A 15,003-nucleotide genomic window follows, 5' to 3' on the forward strand; every position below is an offset into this window, starting at 1 on the left:
CGATTATCAATATCGTGAGCATCAATTAGACAAACTCAATATAATGTTTGAAAATCTACAGATCCCACTACATAGTTAAACGAGGCTATGTAATACTTATAGATATAGAACTATCTTAAAATTTTATCTGGAGCATATCCATGTCTGGCAATATCGTAAACACAACTGATGCAAACTTCGAAGCTGACGTTTTACAATCTGACGTTCCTGTACTTGTAGATTTTTGGGCAGGTTGGTGTGCACCATGTAAAGCCATTGCACCTGTATTAGAAGTATTATCTGCAGAATTCGAAGGTAAAGTTAAAGTTGTTAAAGTTGACGTAACTGCTTGTGAAGCAACTGCCGTGAATTACAACATCCGTAACATTCCTGCATTATTAATGTTCAAAAATGGTGAAGTAGTCGCTCAACAAGTAGGCGCAGCACCAAAATCTAAATTGACTGCATTTATTGAAGAAAACATCTAATTCAAAAACAGTACAATTTAATCCAATACGCTATCTCCGGATAGCGTATTTTTTTCGTCTATAAATTGACAAAAGTTGTATTCTCTCTTATATTGCATGTTCAAGGAATAAAGGATTTTCAATCCGCAATTTTCTTACAAGACACAACACATAAGATCGCCGCTCGGCAACAGAAATTGTTTTTACACTTTTTTCTTCGAAACAATGAATCAGACCTCTGAATTGTTATTGTGCAAATACAATTACGTTACTTTTATTGCGTGCAAGCGGCTGAATGTTGCTCCCTTTCCTCATCTCTATTCCAGAATTTTGATTCTATCTGACCACCTATGAATTTAACTGAACTCAAGAAAAAACCGATTGGCGAACTCATCAAGATTGCCGAGTTTATGGGCCTAGAAGGAATGGCTCGTAACCGTAAGCAAGACATCATTTTTGCCATCTTAAAGCGCCATGCAATGAATGGCGAAGAGATTTTTGGTGATGGTGTTTTAGAAATTCTATCTGATGGTTTTGGCTTCCTCCGCTCTGCAGCAGGTTCATATCTTGCAGGTCCTGATGACATTTATGTCAGCCCATCTCAAATTCGTCGCTTTAACTTACGTACTGGCGATACGATTACAGGAACGATTCGCCCACCGAAAGAAGGCGAACGCTATTTTGCCTTATTAAAAGTTAATCAAATTAACTACGACACGCCTGAAAACTCTCGTAACAAAATCCTGTTCGAAAACTTAACTCCATTGTTCCCAACTGAACAATTAATTATGGAATTAGGCAACGGTACCACTGAAGATTTAACTTCACGTGTGGTTGACTTGGTTGCACCAATTGGTAAAGGTCAACGTTCAATTATTGTTGCACCGCCTAAAGCCGGTAAAACAATGTTATTGCAAACAATCGCGCAGTCGATTGTGCGTAACAACCCTGAATGTTTCCTCATTGTGCTTCTCATTGACGAACGTCCAGAAGAAGTTACCGAAATGGAACGTACGGTTCGTGGTGAAGTAGTTGCATCAACATTTGATGAAGCACCTGCTCGTCACGTACAAGTCGCTGAAATGGTCATCGAAAAAGCAAAACGTTTGGTAGAACACAAGAAAGATGTGGTGATTCTGCTTGACTCGATCACCCGTTTAGCACGTGCATATAACACTGTTATTCCTTCATCAGGCAAGGTACTTACTGGTGGTTTGGATGCACATGCACTTGAACGTCCAAAACGCTTCTTCGGTGCAGCACGTAATATTGAAGAAGGTGGTTCACTGACCATCATTTCTACTGCCTTAATTGAAACAGGCAGCAAGATGGATGACGTGATCTACGAAGAATTCAAAGGTACCGGTAACCAGGAAATTACCCTTGATCGCCGTATTTCTGAAAAACGCGTATTCCCTGCCATGAATATCAAGAAATCAGGCACACGTCGTGAAGAACGTCTCATGAGCGAAGATAACTTACGTAAAGTTTGGATTCTGCGTAAGCTGCTTCACCCTATGGATGAATTGGCAGCAATGGAATTCTTGCTTGACCGCATGAAAGAAACCAAAACCAATGATGATTTCTTCGATCAAATGAAACGTAAAGCAACCAGCTAATTCGATTCATTATTATTTTATGTATAAAAGGCTATCTATAACGATAGCCTTTTTATTTGGTTGACTTTACTTACATAAAGCTACAATTGACCTTTTTCTTTGTAAACTTTTATGCAAGTTTATGATTGTTAAAATATTCATTGAAAAAATACTATAGTTTTTAGCAAGTTATTTAGTACTTCTCCAATATAAACCCTCTACTTGATTGTTATTTTCTGTTAATAAATTGCTTATTTTTCATCATTTTTTGCATTTTTTGCCTGCGCCCTAGTAGTAATTAAAAATGCGCAGTGATAGCATATTTGCAGACCAGTTAGACTGCCTTTGCATTGTTACTGCCTAACAAATATTAGGAAGAATAAAAGCACTCAACAGGCTAACATAGGTTTTTTTTAATCTCATATTTTAGAGAGTGATGCCATGTTATTCAAAAAAATCGCTATTGCTGCTGCAGTTGCTACTACTTTAGCTTTCGTTGGTTGTGCTAAAAAAACTGAAGAAGCTCCTGCTGCTGACGCTGCTGCATCTGAAGCTGTAGCTGCTGCATCTGAAGCTGAAGCTGCTGCTTCTGCTGCTGCTGTTGAAGCTGCTCCTGCTGAAGCTGCTGCATCTGAAGCTGCTGATGCTGCTTCTGTAGCTGTTGATGCTGCTGCTGACGCTACTGCTGCTTCTGAAGCTGCTGCTCAATAATCTTTACGATTATTAAGTAAAAAAAGAGAGCCTTTGGCTCTCTTTTTTTATGTCTCAAATAAAGATCAATAAAATAAAAATTATCCAATCTTATGTTCAGCTACAATATTACTTCCGGTCACAGCCAACTTACTCCCCACTCATTCAAGTGATAGAGTTTCGCAAATTTTAAAATAAAAAAAAGCAGATCAATCGATCTGCTCATTTCCTACGCGCTGGCGGAATTTCTGCCCTGCACGGAATGTGACTACCCGGCGTGCAGAAATTGGAATTTCTTCACCCGTTTTCGGGTTTCGACCTGGACGTTGACGTTTATCACGCAACTCAAAGTTACCGAACCCCGAAAGTTTTACTTGTTCGCCTGAGATTAGCGCCTGGCTAATCTCATCGAAGAACAACTCGACCATTTGTTTTGCTTCACGACGGTTTAAACTCGTGAGCTCACTTAAATGATCAGCCATTTCTGCTTTTGTTAATGCTGTCATGAAGCCCTCAATGTCGCCTGATAAGTGTTTTGCAACACTTCGATTATTTGATCCATACCCGATTTAATTTCAGCGTCTTCAAGTGTACGTGATGGATGTTGCCATAACATTGCAAATGCTAATGAGCGTTTACCTTCTTCGACACCTTGTCCAGTGTACACATCGAACAACCAAGTCGAGCCTAATAACTCTCCACCCGTTTTTCCGATAAGTTGCTGAATTTCGCTAACATTAATCTTATCACTAATTAAAAGCGCAATATCACGTCTAACCGATGGAAAACGTGATAATTCTGTAAAATTAGATACATAAGTTTGCAAAACAGCCTGTTGATCGAGTTCTGCCACCCAAGTGATGCCCAAATCAAGCTCATCTTCTAAAGATGGGTGTAAACGACCGAGGTAACCGACAGACTTGCCATCTACTAAAATTTCAGCAGATTGACCAGGATGTAACCATGAACGTTCTGAACGAACATATTCAACTTTTACACGTCCAGCAGCTAAAATTTCTTCAACTTCACCTTTAAGATCAAAGAAATCCATCGGCTGTGCTTTACCATGCCAAGATTCAGCGGTTTTAGCACCCACAGCGATTAAAGCCAAAGTCGGGATTTGTTTCAGATCATGAATGCTTTTTGCATCTTGATAATCAAAACGTAAACCGAGTTCAAAGAAACGTACCCGGCTTTGTTGACGGTTAATATTATACTGCACGCATGGAATCAAGCTTGATAACAAAGTCGAACGCATCGCCGCCAATTCGCTTGAGATTGGATTCGCCAACATCAATGGATTAACATTTGGATTCAATTGTTTTTCAAGTTTGGCATCGGCAAAGCTAAAGCTGATCGCTTCTTGATAACCTAAAGTGACCAATGTTTGACGAAGTTGAGGCAATTCAAACTGATCTTGATGTTTTGCAAGCTTCACATCAATTACAGGCAGGCTAATTTGAATGTTGTCATAACCGTGAATACGGGCAACTTCTTCAATCAGGTCTTGATAAATGGTCATGTCATAACGGTGTGAAGGAGGAACAACGCTCCACTCGCCTTGTGCTTTTACCGTTACGATACAACCGAGACGTTGTAACGCATCAGTAATAAAGTCGCTTTCAACGCTATAACCCAACAATTGATCCACTTGAGCTTGATTCAATTCAATCGCATCACGGGTTGGTAAAAGTTCAACCTTTTCTGCAACAGTAATCGGACCGAATTCACCACCAGCAAGATCAGCAATCAATTGAGATGCTCGGTTCATTGCGATCAATGGCAATTCAAAGTCGACGCCACGTTCATAGCGTTGTGATGCATCGGTATGTAAACCATAACGACGTGCACGACCTGCGATGTGCAATGGTGCGAAGAAAGCAGATTCCAGGAAAATTTCAGTGGTAGCATCAGTCACTGATGAAGATAGACCGCCCATGATGCCGGCAATCGCCAAGGCTTTTGCATCATCTGCAATCACCATCACATCTTCAGTGAGTTCAACTTCTTGTTCATTTAACAGAACCAGTTTCTCTTGAGCAGTTGCCTGACGCACATGTATTGCACCTTGAACTTTACCGCCATCAAATGCGTGTAGCGGCTGACCAAGTTCAATTAAGACATAGTTGGTAATATCGACAAGGATACTGTGCTGACGGATACCAGAACGAGCAAGCGCACGCTCCATCCATACTGGTGTCGCAGCTTTGGTATTGACGTTTTTGATCACACGGCCTAAATAACGTGGGCAACCTTCAGTATCAACAACCACATTTTTAACATCTGGGATTGTTGCAGCCACTTCCTTGATTTCAGGTGCAGTTACTTGAAGTTGATTGATTACCCCAATTTCACGAGCAATACCACGGATACTGAAACAGTCACCACGGTTTGGCGTGATACTGATATCAATAACGTTGTCATCAAGGTTTAAGTATTCACGAATATTGATACCAACAGGTGCATCTGCAGGAAGCTCTAAAAGGCCATCAATTTTATCTTCAAGGTCAATTTCAGAAGCACCACAAAGCATGCCTTGGGATTCAATACCACGAAGTTTGCCTTTCTTGATTTTAAAATCACCCGGCAATACTGCACCAATGGTTGCTACAGGGGCTTTCATACCTGCACGTACATTTGGCGCGCCGCACACGATTTGTAAAGGCTCACCTGAACCAATGTTCACTGTGGTTACACGTAAACGATCTGCATCCGGATGTTGTTCTACAGTCAGAACTTCACCTACAACGACACCTGTAAATGGTTTAGCCGCTGGAGCCAACTCATCAACTTCCAGACCAAGCATAGTCAATTGATCAGATAGTTTTTCACTATCAATAGCTGGGTTGACCCAAGTGCGTAACCAATTTTCGCTAATTTTCATTTCTATAAAAACCTATAAATCTAATTTTTTGAATCCCTCTCTACCCCCCTTTGAAAAAGGGGGAGAACTCCAATCATTTCGCGGAGTCCTCTCCTTTTTTAAAGGAGATGAGAAGCACTGCTTCGCAAGAGAGGTTAATAAATTCGTTTAAGCAAATTGGCGTAAGAAACGCACATCATTCTGGTAGAACATACGCAAATCATTAATGCCATAACGCAACATGGCAAAACGTTCCACCCCTAAACCGAACGCAAAACCTTTATATTTTTCAGGATCGATCCCGGCTGCTTGAAGCACGTTCGGATGCACCATACCGCAACCTAAAACTTCTAACCAACGACCGCGTTCATCCATGATATCCACTTCCGCACTTGGCTCAGTGAATGGGAAGTAAGATGGACGGAAACGTACGGTTAAATCTTTTTCGAAGAATTCATTTAACAGGTTAATCAATAAACCTTTCAGTTCCGCAAAGCTGGTATTTTCCGCAATGTATAAGCCTTCAATTTGATGGAACATTGGCGAATGGGTTTGATCCGAATCACAGCGATAAACACGGCCCGGGCAGACAATGCGAATCGGCGGTTGTTGAGTTTCCATGGTACGGATCTGCACACCTGAAGTATGCGTACGCAATAAATGATTTACATCAAAATAGAACGTGTCATGCATGGCACGTGCCGGGTGATGACCCGGAATATTCAATGCTTCAAAGTTGTGATAATCATCTTCAACTTCAGGACCTGTCGCAACCGTAAAACCCGCTTTGGTAAAGAATTGGCAAATACGTTCTTGCACTTGAGTCACAGGGTGGATACTCCCCACGCTTTGACCACGACCTGGCAAGGTAATGTCGATCATTTCGCTAGCAAGTTTTTGTTCTAGTGCAGCTTTTTGTAATTCCGCCTGGCGTGTCGTTAATGCACCGGTAATGGCTTCACGTACAGCGTGAATTTTCGCCCCAAAAACTTTACGTTCTTTAGGGTCCATTTTACCGAGTGCCTTCGATTGTTCCGCGAGCTGGCTTTTCTTCCCTGTAAATTGCACTCGTACTTGATCGAGTGTAGCAAGGTCTTGAGCTGCTGCAATCGCAGCGAGCGCTTCAGTGGTCAGGGCTTCCAGTGACATAGTAACTCTCAAAGCAACAATTTAAAAATATAATAAAACCCCATATTCTAACAGTTTTTGAACGTATTGATGAAGTTCCCTGTAGAGGAAAATTAGATTGGCATCCAGATTTATAAAAAGTATAAGATAAAGCCATTATTCATGAGATCAATAACAATGGCACTCGATCCAATTTGGAAACAACAATTGACTTTGGTCACCTATGGTAATGAGTATCTCAGCCAGAATTTAAGCTTTAATCATTGGGTACAGCATTCCATTTTTAACCAGCATAACTTGCGTTTCCGTGATCTCATGTCACAACATTTACTGGCGCAACATTTTCAAATCTGGCTGGAAGGCCTGAAAAAACAAGGCAGTCACCGCATTAGCTTGCATAGTTCAAGTCTTTTAATTGACGAAAAAAATCCAAATGCCAATGTAGAGCTTCTCGCCATTCCACATTTTATTGTCAGCCATGAACATAACAAAAAAACCGCATGGATTTTTGGTAAAGAATTACCCGAATGGTATAGCGCTGACAATGACTATGAAGCGCCGAAACCGCAACAAGAACAATGCCGTCAGGAAACATTTTGGCGTTTTGAGTTAAATCCAAAGCTTGCAAAACGTGTAGATGCCGATTTACAACAGCCGAATTGGGATGATATTCAGACCTATACCGATAACGAATTATTTGATAGCAAATTTGCACAAGGCTTTAGCGAACCCGCAAACCGGGATTTTCCTTATTACGGCCTTACTCAAGCGGACACCGAAAATTCCGATGGCTCGCCCTTGCTCGAAAGTAAATATCTGCCTTTACTGCCAACCGAATATCAAGCAGATTATGCACATACCACGTTACATCGCTTAGAAGCATTATCGACTTATATTCAGCACAAACTGCAACATCCGTTTCATGCTGATGACACTGAACTTACAGCTGATGAACAACTGAATCTGCGTCACTTTTCGCAAAAACTGGATGATTTAAGAGCAAAATTTATTGTCAAGGTCGCCAATCATTATCAGTCTGCAAAACTGAGCAAAGTAGAAATTGCCAATCCTTTGGATGGAACACATACGATTCCCCCCGCATCACCCCATTTAAAAACCCATAAAGCACATGCCCCTCATAAAGTCGGTGCATCTGGGGTGATTAAACTGATTTTGCTGACCATTGTGATTTGTCTGTTGGCTTATTATTTTGGACTCTAATTTTGATAAAGATGCTAAAAAATTCAGCTCAATAGATATAAAAAGAAGAACAGGTATTTTTATCTATACGTGTTCTTCTTAATCTATTATTCTTCATCACCCTAAAAATAAAATGAATGAAAATTTATAATAAACCTAAATACTTAGCCTATCTTTTAAACAGCCTCCAATATGAGCGGATTATAGGTTGAGTTTTTTGTGATCCGCTTCGACTCCACCAGCATGGCCAGTAAGACTGCCTTTAAGTAGTTTAAATAGCTGAGTCACTTTATTGTCAGTCACGTTCCAATATTCTGCACTGACTGCTGCAGCCACCAAGATGCATACACTCGGATCTTCCTTTCCTTCAAACCAGTTTTCAGCCCACGGGTTCCAGAGTTGATCAATCAAGGTAGCATCTGTGCTGATATGGGCATGTGCACTAATCGAGACATAAATGCTGTCAGAGGGCTTGGCAAAAGATAATCCAATTTTATTACGACCGGAATTGACTGCATTCACCAGATCATTGCTATCACTCAAGATAAAATACAGATTGTGACTTTCACTCATCTGCTCAGTCTTCTCGGAATTCAGCATAGTCATCGGTTGTGAATGTAATTCCTGCGTTTCAGTCGTATGACTGATCATGGCATATCGTACTTCCTTGATCAGTTGCCATAATTTTTCGCGATTATGATTATCCGTCATTGCTCTTCTCCTGAAGCTAAACTTTAGAAATAAGAAATTATTTAATTTTGTGCATTCACTTCTTTTCTAGAGTAGTGATATTTTTCGCTTTAGATATCTCATCTTACTCAACTTATACATTTGAATAATAAAAGATTGGCTTAAAGATCATAAGAAACAACGAAAAAGAATTTGCTTATAAAGAGAGTTAGGAAGTCGAATTTATCTTTAGATTTATTAAAGGCTCATTAACGATAAATTTTACAGTTGCTCAAATACCTGAACTATTTTTAACTTGGTTAAATGTCTCTGCTTCAATTGTTTTAATTTTTATGAATAGCAGTAATAGTCTGCTGAAATTTAACAGGAGCATCCAAATGTATTGAATGCTCAGCTTAAAGATCAACAGACTCGGGTTTACATCATGATTTTGATGCTTCCGTTTTTGCTTTTTTAACCGTCAGCTTTTTCAATACCTCTGACACAGCCACCATGGCAAAACTTGAAGTGACCACAACAGCTGAACCATAACCACCGCAACGTAAGCCGGCACTTGGGCATACATCTGCACTTGAGAATGGATTATCAATCGAATACACACAGGTAATGCCAAATTTCTCTTTGGGCTTTTTGCAAATCCCTTTGGCACGTAACTGACTACGCAATTTTGCCAACATCGGGTCCTGTTCGGTTTTAGACAAATCTGCAACACGAATTTTTAATGGATCAAGCTTGCCACCTGCCCCACCCGAGACAATCAATGGAATTTTATTAAATCGGCAATGCAGCATTAATGCCAGTTTGGCTTTGACATCATCAATACAGTCTAAAACCACATCAGGTTTATTTTCTAAAAGTTCTTTGACATTGTCAGGCGTTAAATAGTCATCCACCAGATTGATCTTGATCCGTGGATTAATCGAATGACAACGCTCTGCCATCACCTCAATTTTTTCACGTCCCAAGGTCGAACTCATGGCAGGCAACTGACGATTAATATTGGATGCAGCAACTACATCCATATCAATGATCGTCAGCTCACCAATGCCGGTACGTGCTAAAGCTTCAACTGCCCAAGAACCGACACCGCCAATTCCAATCACCATCACATGGCTGTGTTCATACTGACGAAAAGCTTCATCTCCATAAATTTTTTCCACACCTGCAAAGCGGCGCTCATATTCATCATCTTCAGGAAGATCAGTCATTCGTCATCTGGTATCTAAAAAACACCGGCGCATTTTATCAAATTCCGCCCCAATTCGATAATCTATATCTTCAGCATTATTAAGCCGATGAAATAAACATAAAAAATTGCTCATAAAATATAGAGATAGACTTTTTACGACATAAAAAAAGAGGCTTTCGCCCCTTTTTCTCAATCTTTATAAATAAGTCATTCTTTACTTATTGGTAATAAAGAAATACTCACGATAATATTTTAATTCCACGATCGAATCACGAATATCATCCATCGCCAAATGTGAGGCATTCTTTTTCAAGCCACTCATTATTTCTGGACGCCAGCGTTTCGCCAACTCTTTCACTGAAGATACATCAAGATTACGGTAATGGAAGAACTGTTCCATTTCTGGCATTAAACGGTGCAAGAAACGACGGTCTTGGCAAATGGAATTACCACACATTGGTGATGATTTTGGGGTCACCCATTTTTTCAGGAATTCTAAGGTTTGTTGTTCGGCATCTTGCGCAGTGAGTTTACTACGGCGTACGCGTTCAATCAGACCTGATTGTCCATGTTGACGGGTATTCCATTCATCCATCGCATTTAACACACGATCTGACTGATGCACAGCAAGCACAGGGCCTTCCGCCAAAATATTGAGGTTATCATCCGTCACAATTGTTGCAACTTCAATAATTTGGTCGTTATCTGTATCTAGACCTGTCATTTCAAGGTCAATCCAAATGAGGCGAGTATCAGGAGTGCTGCTCATAAATGTGCAATCTTATTAGGCTTAAAAACGGCTATAGTAGCAAATTTATTGCATCTTGGCTGTAACTCGTACCCCGCTTCATGCTATTTTTGACATCCTTAGTTCATGGTTTTTTTAGGATATGAATGGCTTTAATTCGTAAACGTCGTTTAACTGAACAGCAGCAACGTCGCATTCAGAAACAACATCAAACACGTCAAGAAGAACTCGACACTTCAAGTGATTTAGAAGGCTTGGTGGTACAGCACTATGGTCGTCAACTTGAGGTTCAAGCCCTATCAACGCCTGATGAGCATCCGATCAAACCTGAAGTACCCGCAGGTGAACCAGAACCTTTCTGGAAGCCGATTGAACTCGGCAGTGTCTGGCGCTGTCATACACGTACCAATTTAGAAGCACTGGTCACCGGTGACCGGGTGAAATGGCAGGCTGATCCAAATACCGGACTCGGCATTATTACTGCGATTCATCCTCGTCAATCACTGCTAACACGTCCTGACCGCTACCATAAAGTTAAACCGGTAGCAGCCAATGTCAGTTTAATTGTGATTGTGTTTGCATCCTTCCCCGAAGTCGCGCCAAGCTTAATCGACCGTTATATCGTAGCTTGTGCCGATGCAGAAATTCCCGCGCTACTGGTACTGAATAAAGCCGATTTAATCAAAGAAAATGATCCGATTTTGAGCCTAATGAAAGAGTATCAAGCCTTAGGTTATGAAATCATTCAAACTCAATCTGATGGTGATTTAACTGAACTCGCAAATCGTTTGGCTGGTGAAACCGTCGCTTTTGTGGGACAGTCGGGTGTCGGGAAAAGCTCGCTGATTAATGCCATGGTTCCGGATGCAGCGCAAAAGACCAATATCATTTCGGAAAACTCTGCGCTGGGTCAGCACACCACCACTTCTACGCGTTTAATTGCGTTTGGTGAAGGTGCGGCACTGATTGACTCGCCCGGAATTCGCGAATTTGGTTTATGGCATTTAAACCCCGACAAAGTTCAGCAAGGTTTTCCTGAAATTGAAAATCTGCTTGGACATTGCCAGTTCCGTAACTGTACCCATAAGCACGAAAAACAATGTGCTTTGCGTCAGGCAGCGCAAGCGGGTGAAATTTTGCAACGTCGTTTAGACAGTTATTTACGTTTAACCGATGAAATTGCTGAAGCACAGCAAAAAAATTAGTTTTTCTTAACCCTTAGCCCTTGAAGCGGTGATTTTGATCGCCATATTTATGAGCTATACTCTACGCAATTTAAAATTGTACTTAGGTGACTTGTGGAACGTTGGTTGGAATTTATGGGGAATCACCCCTTCTTGTTTGGAACACTTGGGGTTCTCATCGTTTTGTTCTTCGTTTTAGAAGGACAACGCAATGGTCGTAAGATTTCACCACAATCTTTGGGTATTTTAGTGAAAGCTAAAAATGCCATGCTGATTGATTTACGTGATGCCAAAGACTTCCGTGAAGGTCATATCAGCGGTAGCCGCAACATTCCGTATAGCCAAATTACAAGCCATCTTGAAGAGCTAAAATCTTCGGATCGTCCACTGGTGTTCATTTGTAACCTCGGTCAAATCGCAGGTACAGCTTTGCAACAAGTGGGTCATGCTGATAGCTACCGTTTAGACGGCGGTATCAACAACTGGAAAGTCCAAGGCTTACCACTGATTAAAAGCAAGTAATTCGCTTAAGGAGATATATTAATGGCTGAAGTAATAATTTATTCAACGACTGTATGCCCTTACTGCGTTCGCGCAAAACAACTTCTTGAGCGTAAAGGCGTTGCATATAAAGAAATTAATTTATCTAAAGAAGCGCCTGAAGTACGTGTTGAACTGATGCAACGCACCAATCACCGTACTGTTCCACAAATTTTTATTAACGACCAGTTTATCGGTGGTTTTGATCAACTTTATGCTTTAGAGCGTGAAGGAAAACTCAACGAATTATTGGCTTAACACTTTTATTAAGTCACCCTCATATTAAGGATTAAAAAATGAGTGAACAACAAGCTCAACCGCAATTAGCACTTGAACGTATTTATACTAAAGATATTTCTTTTGAAGTACCTGGGGCTCAAGTATTTACCAAAGAATGGCAGCCTGAATTAAATATCAATCTGTCTTCTGCTGCAGAAAAAATTGATGCAACACACTATGAAGTTTCATTACAAGTGGTTGTTCAAGCGAATAACGCAGGTGAAACAGCATTTATCGTTGATGTAACACAATCAGGGATCTTCTTGGTTGATAGCGTTGAAGAAGAACGTCTTCCTTATATTCTGGGTGCATACTGCCCAAATATCTTGTTCCCATTCTTACGCGAAGCTGTAAATGACATGGTGACTAAAGGAAGCTTCCCGCAATTGCTTCTTACCCCAATTAACTTCGATGCTGAATTCGAAGCGAATATGCAACGTGCTCAAGTTGCCGCTGCTGAAGGTCAAGCTTAATCGTTTAAGCTAACCTCATATAAAAAAGACCGCTTTTGCGGTCTTTTTTATTGGCTTTTACTCCTCCCTTTATCAAAGGGAGGTTGGGAGGGATTAAAAAATCTGGATTATAATTTCCATAACTTTAATCCTCCCCAACCCTCCTTTTTCAAAGGAGGGAGTTTTTATTCAGAATCTGCCATCAAATCTGCACTCATACCAACGGTATTAAAGCCAGCATCTACATACATAATTTCGCCAGTAATACCATTTGCCCAAGGTGAGCATAGGAATAATGCCGCATTACCCACATCTTCAATCGTCACATTACGTTTAAGTGGCGCAACTTTTTCATTTAAATCTAACATTTTACGGAAAGATTTAATGCCTGATGCTGCCAGTGTACGAATTGGACCCGCTGAAATAGCATTGACGCGAATACCATCGCTACCCAAGCTTGACGCTAAATAACGTACACCTGCTTCCAATGATGCTTTAGCCATACCCATCACGTTGTAGTTTGGCATCACACGTTCAGAACCTTGGTAAGTCAACGTCAGCAAGCAACCTTGGCGAACTTTGAGTAAAGGTTTCGCAGCACGTGCCATTGCAACAAAACTGTATGCACTAATGTCATGGGCAATGTTAAAACCTTCACGGTCGGTAACATCGGTAAAGTCACCATCCAAAGTATGCGCTGGTGCGAAACCGATTGAATGAACCACACCATCCAAACCATCCCAATGTTTTGCCAAATCTGCAAAAGCTTGGTCAATTTCAGCATCAACTGCCACATCACAAGGGAAAACCAGCGTTGAACCAAATTGTTCAGCAAAATCATCAACACGTTTTTTTAATTTTTCATTTGGATAAGTAAATGCGAGTTCCGCACCTTCACGGTGTAAGGCTTGAGCAATACCAAATGCAATGGATAACTTACTTGCAACACCTGCGATTAAAAAGCGCTTACCCGCCAATAGTCCTTGTGCCATGTGAATCTCACTCAAAATAATTTACAAGCATAATGCCAAGTCTGGAGCATTTGCGAAATTGCATAATGCGCCTTTTTTAACATGTTCTGTAAAAATCATAAAAAAATGCCCCCAGGATCTGGGAGCATTTTTATTTAGATGCATTTTACTTTTAAGATGATTAATCATCGCCTTGTAATAAACTGAGCAAACGCAAGAATGAATAATACATCCAGACCAAAGTCGCTAATAAGGCAATACCACACAACCATTCCATCGCTTTTGGGGCGTATTGTGCAGCTGATGATTCAATCAGGTCAAAGTCGAGTATGAGGTTTAAAGAGGCAATCACAGCAACAAATGCAGCAAAGCCAATCCCGAGCCAATTGCTTTCAAAAATGTAAGGAATGCTTGAGCCAAAAGCCAAACGCATGACAATTTGCACCACAAAGACAATTGCGATCGCAATGGAGGCTGACAAAACCACGGCTTTAAATTTTTCTGTGGCACGAATAATTTGAAAGCGATACAAGGCAAACATCACCAAGGTGGTGATAAAGGTCGCCAGTAACGCCTGTAAAGGTACGCCCGGAAATTTCACCTGGAAGATCACCGAAATTCCGCCTAAAAAGGCACCTTCAAATAAGGCATAAGGAATCGCCAATACCGGTGCTGTCTTCGGCTTAAATGTCGCAATGAGTGCCAAGATCAATCCACCGACCGCACCGACCATTGCACCAGCATAGGCCAGTGATAAATTTAAGGTGATGAAGCTATAAAAAAATAGGGACAAACCTACTGCAGCAGCAATTACTGTCAATAACACAGATTTTTGAATTGCGCCTTGTACAGTCATGGTCTGGTTATAATCACTGTGGGTTTCCACCCGGGTTAAAATGGGGTTATTACTTTGCATAATTCACTCATTATTTTTCATTTAGATTTTTAAAATAGTATAGACAGGTTTTAAGTATAGAAAATGGATCTTTTCAACATTCCATAAAAACAGGATGACTCAACAAAAT

The 15,003-nt window shown here is 40.7% G+C and carries 16 protein-coding genes; 8 read left to right on the forward strand and 8 right to left on the reverse strand.

The window, feature by feature from the left end; all coding sequences use genetic code 11:
* Positions 1–140 precede the first annotated feature (140 nt).
* The 3 genes from trxA to HLH14_RS00090 all read left to right on the forward strand — a co-directional run bounded on the left by trxA (position 141) and on the right by HLH14_RS00090 (position 2,755).
* Positions 141–467 carry a thioredoxin gene (gene trxA / locus HLH14_RS00080; protein WP_067721833.1) on the forward strand — a complete coding sequence of 109 codons (327 nt, stop codon included), beginning with the start codon at positions 141–143 and terminating at the stop codon, positions 465–467.
* Between the two features lie 329 nt (positions 468–796).
* Entirely contained in the window at positions 797–2,065 is a 1,269-nt protein-coding gene (gene rho / locus HLH14_RS00085; RefSeq protein ID WP_067721834.1) for a transcription termination factor Rho, read from the forward strand.
* Between the two features lie 420 nt (positions 2,066–2,485).
* Positions 2,486–2,755 (forward strand): hypothetical protein, encoded by a 270-nt coding sequence (locus HLH14_RS00090; RefSeq protein ID WP_067721835.1) that lies wholly within the window; start codon positions 2,486–2,488, stop codon positions 2,753–2,755.
* Positions 2,756–2,943: 188 nt separating this feature from the next.
* Here HLH14_RS00090 and HLH14_RS00095 read toward each other — a convergent pair whose 3' ends face one another.
* The 3 genes from HLH14_RS00095 to pheS form a co-directional block, all read right to left on the reverse strand.
* A complete protein-coding gene (locus tag HLH14_RS00095) occupies positions 2,944–3,240 on the reverse strand; it encodes an integration host factor subunit alpha (RefSeq protein WP_004649746.1) in 297 nt (98 codons plus the stop codon).
* Positions 3,237–5,618: a phenylalanine--tRNA ligase subunit beta gene (gene pheT / locus HLH14_RS00100; protein WP_067721836.1), complete on the reverse strand. Its 2,382-nt coding sequence runs from the start codon at positions 5,616–5,618 to the stop codon at positions 3,237–3,239. The genes HLH14_RS00095 and pheT overlap by 4 nt, the downstream gene beginning before the upstream one ends.
* Positions 5,619–5,765: 147 nt before the next feature.
* A complete protein-coding gene (pheS, locus tag HLH14_RS00105; protein ID WP_067721841.1) occupies positions 5,766–6,746 on the reverse strand; it encodes a phenylalanine--tRNA ligase subunit alpha in 981 nt (326 codons plus the stop codon).
* 156 nt (positions 6,747–6,902) lie between these two features.
* Between pheS and HLH14_RS00110 the strand changes: the two genes are divergently transcribed.
* Positions 6,903–7,946: a hypothetical protein gene (locus HLH14_RS00110; protein WP_067721842.1), complete on the forward strand. Its 1,044-nt coding sequence runs from the start codon at positions 6,903–6,905 to the stop codon at positions 7,944–7,946.
* 180 nt (positions 7,947–8,126) lie between these two features.
* On the opposite strand, the gene HLH14_RS00115 is transcribed toward HLH14_RS00110, so the two are convergent.
* The 3 genes from HLH14_RS00115 to orn all read right to left on the reverse strand — a co-directional run bounded on the left by HLH14_RS00115 (position 8,127) and on the right by orn (position 10,573).
* Positions 8,127–8,636: a pyridoxamine 5'-phosphate oxidase family protein gene (locus tag HLH14_RS00115; RefSeq protein ID WP_067721843.1), complete on the reverse strand. Its 510-nt coding sequence runs from the start codon at positions 8,634–8,636 to the stop codon at positions 8,127–8,129.
* A gap of 401 nt (positions 8,637–9,037) precedes the next feature.
* Positions 9,038–9,823 (reverse strand): tRNA threonylcarbamoyladenosine dehydratase, encoded by a 786-nt coding sequence (locus HLH14_RS00120; protein WP_067721845.1) that lies wholly within the window; start codon positions 9,821–9,823, stop codon positions 9,038–9,040.
* A gap of 195 nt (positions 9,824–10,018) precedes the next feature.
* Positions 10,019–10,573 carry an oligoribonuclease gene (orn, locus tag HLH14_RS00125; protein ID WP_067721847.1) on the reverse strand — a complete coding sequence of 185 codons (555 nt, stop codon included), beginning with the start codon at positions 10,571–10,573 and terminating at the stop codon, positions 10,019–10,021.
* A gap of 125 nt (positions 10,574–10,698) precedes the next feature.
* On the opposite strand from orn, the gene rsgA reads away from it, so the two are divergent.
* From rsgA to secB, 4 genes are all read left to right on the forward strand, one after another.
* Positions 10,699–11,757 (forward strand): small ribosomal subunit biogenesis GTPase RsgA, encoded by a 1,059-nt coding sequence (gene rsgA / locus HLH14_RS00130; protein ID WP_067721849.1) that lies wholly within the window; start codon positions 10,699–10,701, stop codon positions 11,755–11,757.
* A 93-nt stretch (positions 11,758–11,850) separates the two neighbouring features.
* Positions 11,851–12,258: a rhodanese-like domain-containing protein gene (locus HLH14_RS00135; RefSeq protein WP_067721853.1), complete on the forward strand. Its 408-nt coding sequence runs from the start codon at positions 11,851–11,853 to the stop codon at positions 12,256–12,258.
* A gap of 21 nt (positions 12,259–12,279) precedes the next feature.
* Positions 12,280–12,534, forward strand: a complete 255-nt coding sequence (grxC, locus tag HLH14_RS00140; RefSeq protein ID WP_067721855.1) for a glutaredoxin 3 — start codon at positions 12,280–12,282, stop codon at positions 12,532–12,534.
* 38 nt (positions 12,535–12,572) lie between these two features.
* Complete coding sequence (secB, locus tag HLH14_RS00145) at positions 12,573–13,028, forward strand: protein-export chaperone SecB (RefSeq protein ID WP_067721857.1); 456 nt, start codon at positions 12,573–12,575, stop codon at positions 13,026–13,028.
* 164 nt (positions 13,029–13,192) lie between these two features.
* Here secB and HLH14_RS00150 read toward each other — a convergent pair whose 3' ends face one another.
* Positions 13,193–13,999: an enoyl-ACP reductase FabI gene (locus HLH14_RS00150; protein WP_067721859.1), complete on the reverse strand. Its 807-nt coding sequence runs from the start codon at positions 13,997–13,999 to the stop codon at positions 13,193–13,195.
* A gap of 160 nt (positions 14,000–14,159) precedes the next feature.
* Positions 14,160–14,894, reverse strand: a complete 735-nt coding sequence (locus tag HLH14_RS00155) for a Bax inhibitor-1/YccA family protein (protein ID WP_067721860.1) — start codon at positions 14,892–14,894, stop codon at positions 14,160–14,162.
* Positions 14,895–15,003 lie beyond the last annotated feature (109 nt).

This window comes from Acinetobacter terrae, assembly GCF_013004375.1.
Classification (GTDB): domain Bacteria; phylum Pseudomonadota; class Gammaproteobacteria; order Pseudomonadales; family Moraxellaceae; genus Acinetobacter; species Acinetobacter terrae.

Coding starts and splice junctions, on each gene's coding strand:
- trxA (WP_067721833.1), top strand. CDS start 141: ATGTCTGGCAATATCGTAAACACAACTGATGCAAACTTCGAAGCTGAC.
- rho (WP_067721834.1), top strand. CDS start 797: ATGAATTTAACTGAACTCAAGAAAAAACCGATTGGCGAACTCATCAAG.
- HLH14_RS00090 (WP_067721835.1), top strand. CDS start 2,486: ATGTTATTCAAAAAAATCGCTATTGCTGCTGCAGTTGCTACTACTTTA.
- HLH14_RS00095 (WP_004649746.1), bottom strand. CDS start 3,240: ATGACAGCATTAACAAAAGCAGAAATGGCTGATCATTTAAGTGAGCTC.
- pheT (WP_067721836.1), bottom strand. CDS start 5,618: ATGAAAATTAGCGAAAATTGGTTACGCACTTGGGTCAACCCAGCTATT.
- pheS (WP_067721841.1), bottom strand. CDS start 6,746: ATGTCACTGGAAGCCCTGACCACTGAAGCGCTCGCTGCGATTGCAGCA.
- HLH14_RS00110 (WP_067721842.1), top strand. CDS start 6,903: ATGGCACTCGATCCAATTTGGAAACAACAATTGACTTTGGTCACCTAT.
- HLH14_RS00115 (WP_067721843.1), bottom strand. CDS start 8,636: ATGACGGATAATCATAATCGCGAAAAATTATGGCAACTGATCAAGGAA.
- HLH14_RS00120 (WP_067721845.1), bottom strand. CDS start 9,823: ATGACTGATCTTCCTGAAGATGATGAATATGAGCGCCGCTTTGCAGGT.
- orn (WP_067721847.1), bottom strand. CDS start 10,573: ATGAGCAGCACTCCTGATACTCGCCTCATTTGGATTGACCTTGAAATG.
- rsgA (WP_067721849.1), top strand. CDS start 10,699: ATGGCTTTAATTCGTAAACGTCGTTTAACTGAACAGCAGCAACGTCGC.
- grxC (WP_067721855.1), top strand. CDS start 12,280: ATGGCTGAAGTAATAATTTATTCAACGACTGTATGCCCTTACTGCGTT.
- secB (WP_067721857.1), top strand. CDS start 12,573: ATGAGTGAACAACAAGCTCAACCGCAATTAGCACTTGAACGTATTTAT.
- HLH14_RS00150 (WP_067721859.1), bottom strand. CDS start 13,999: ATGGCACAAGGACTATTGGCGGGTAAGCGCTTTTTAATCGCAGGTGTT.
- HLH14_RS00155 (WP_067721860.1), bottom strand. CDS start 14,894: ATGCAAAGTAATAACCCCATTTTAACCCGGGTGGAAACCCACAGTGAT.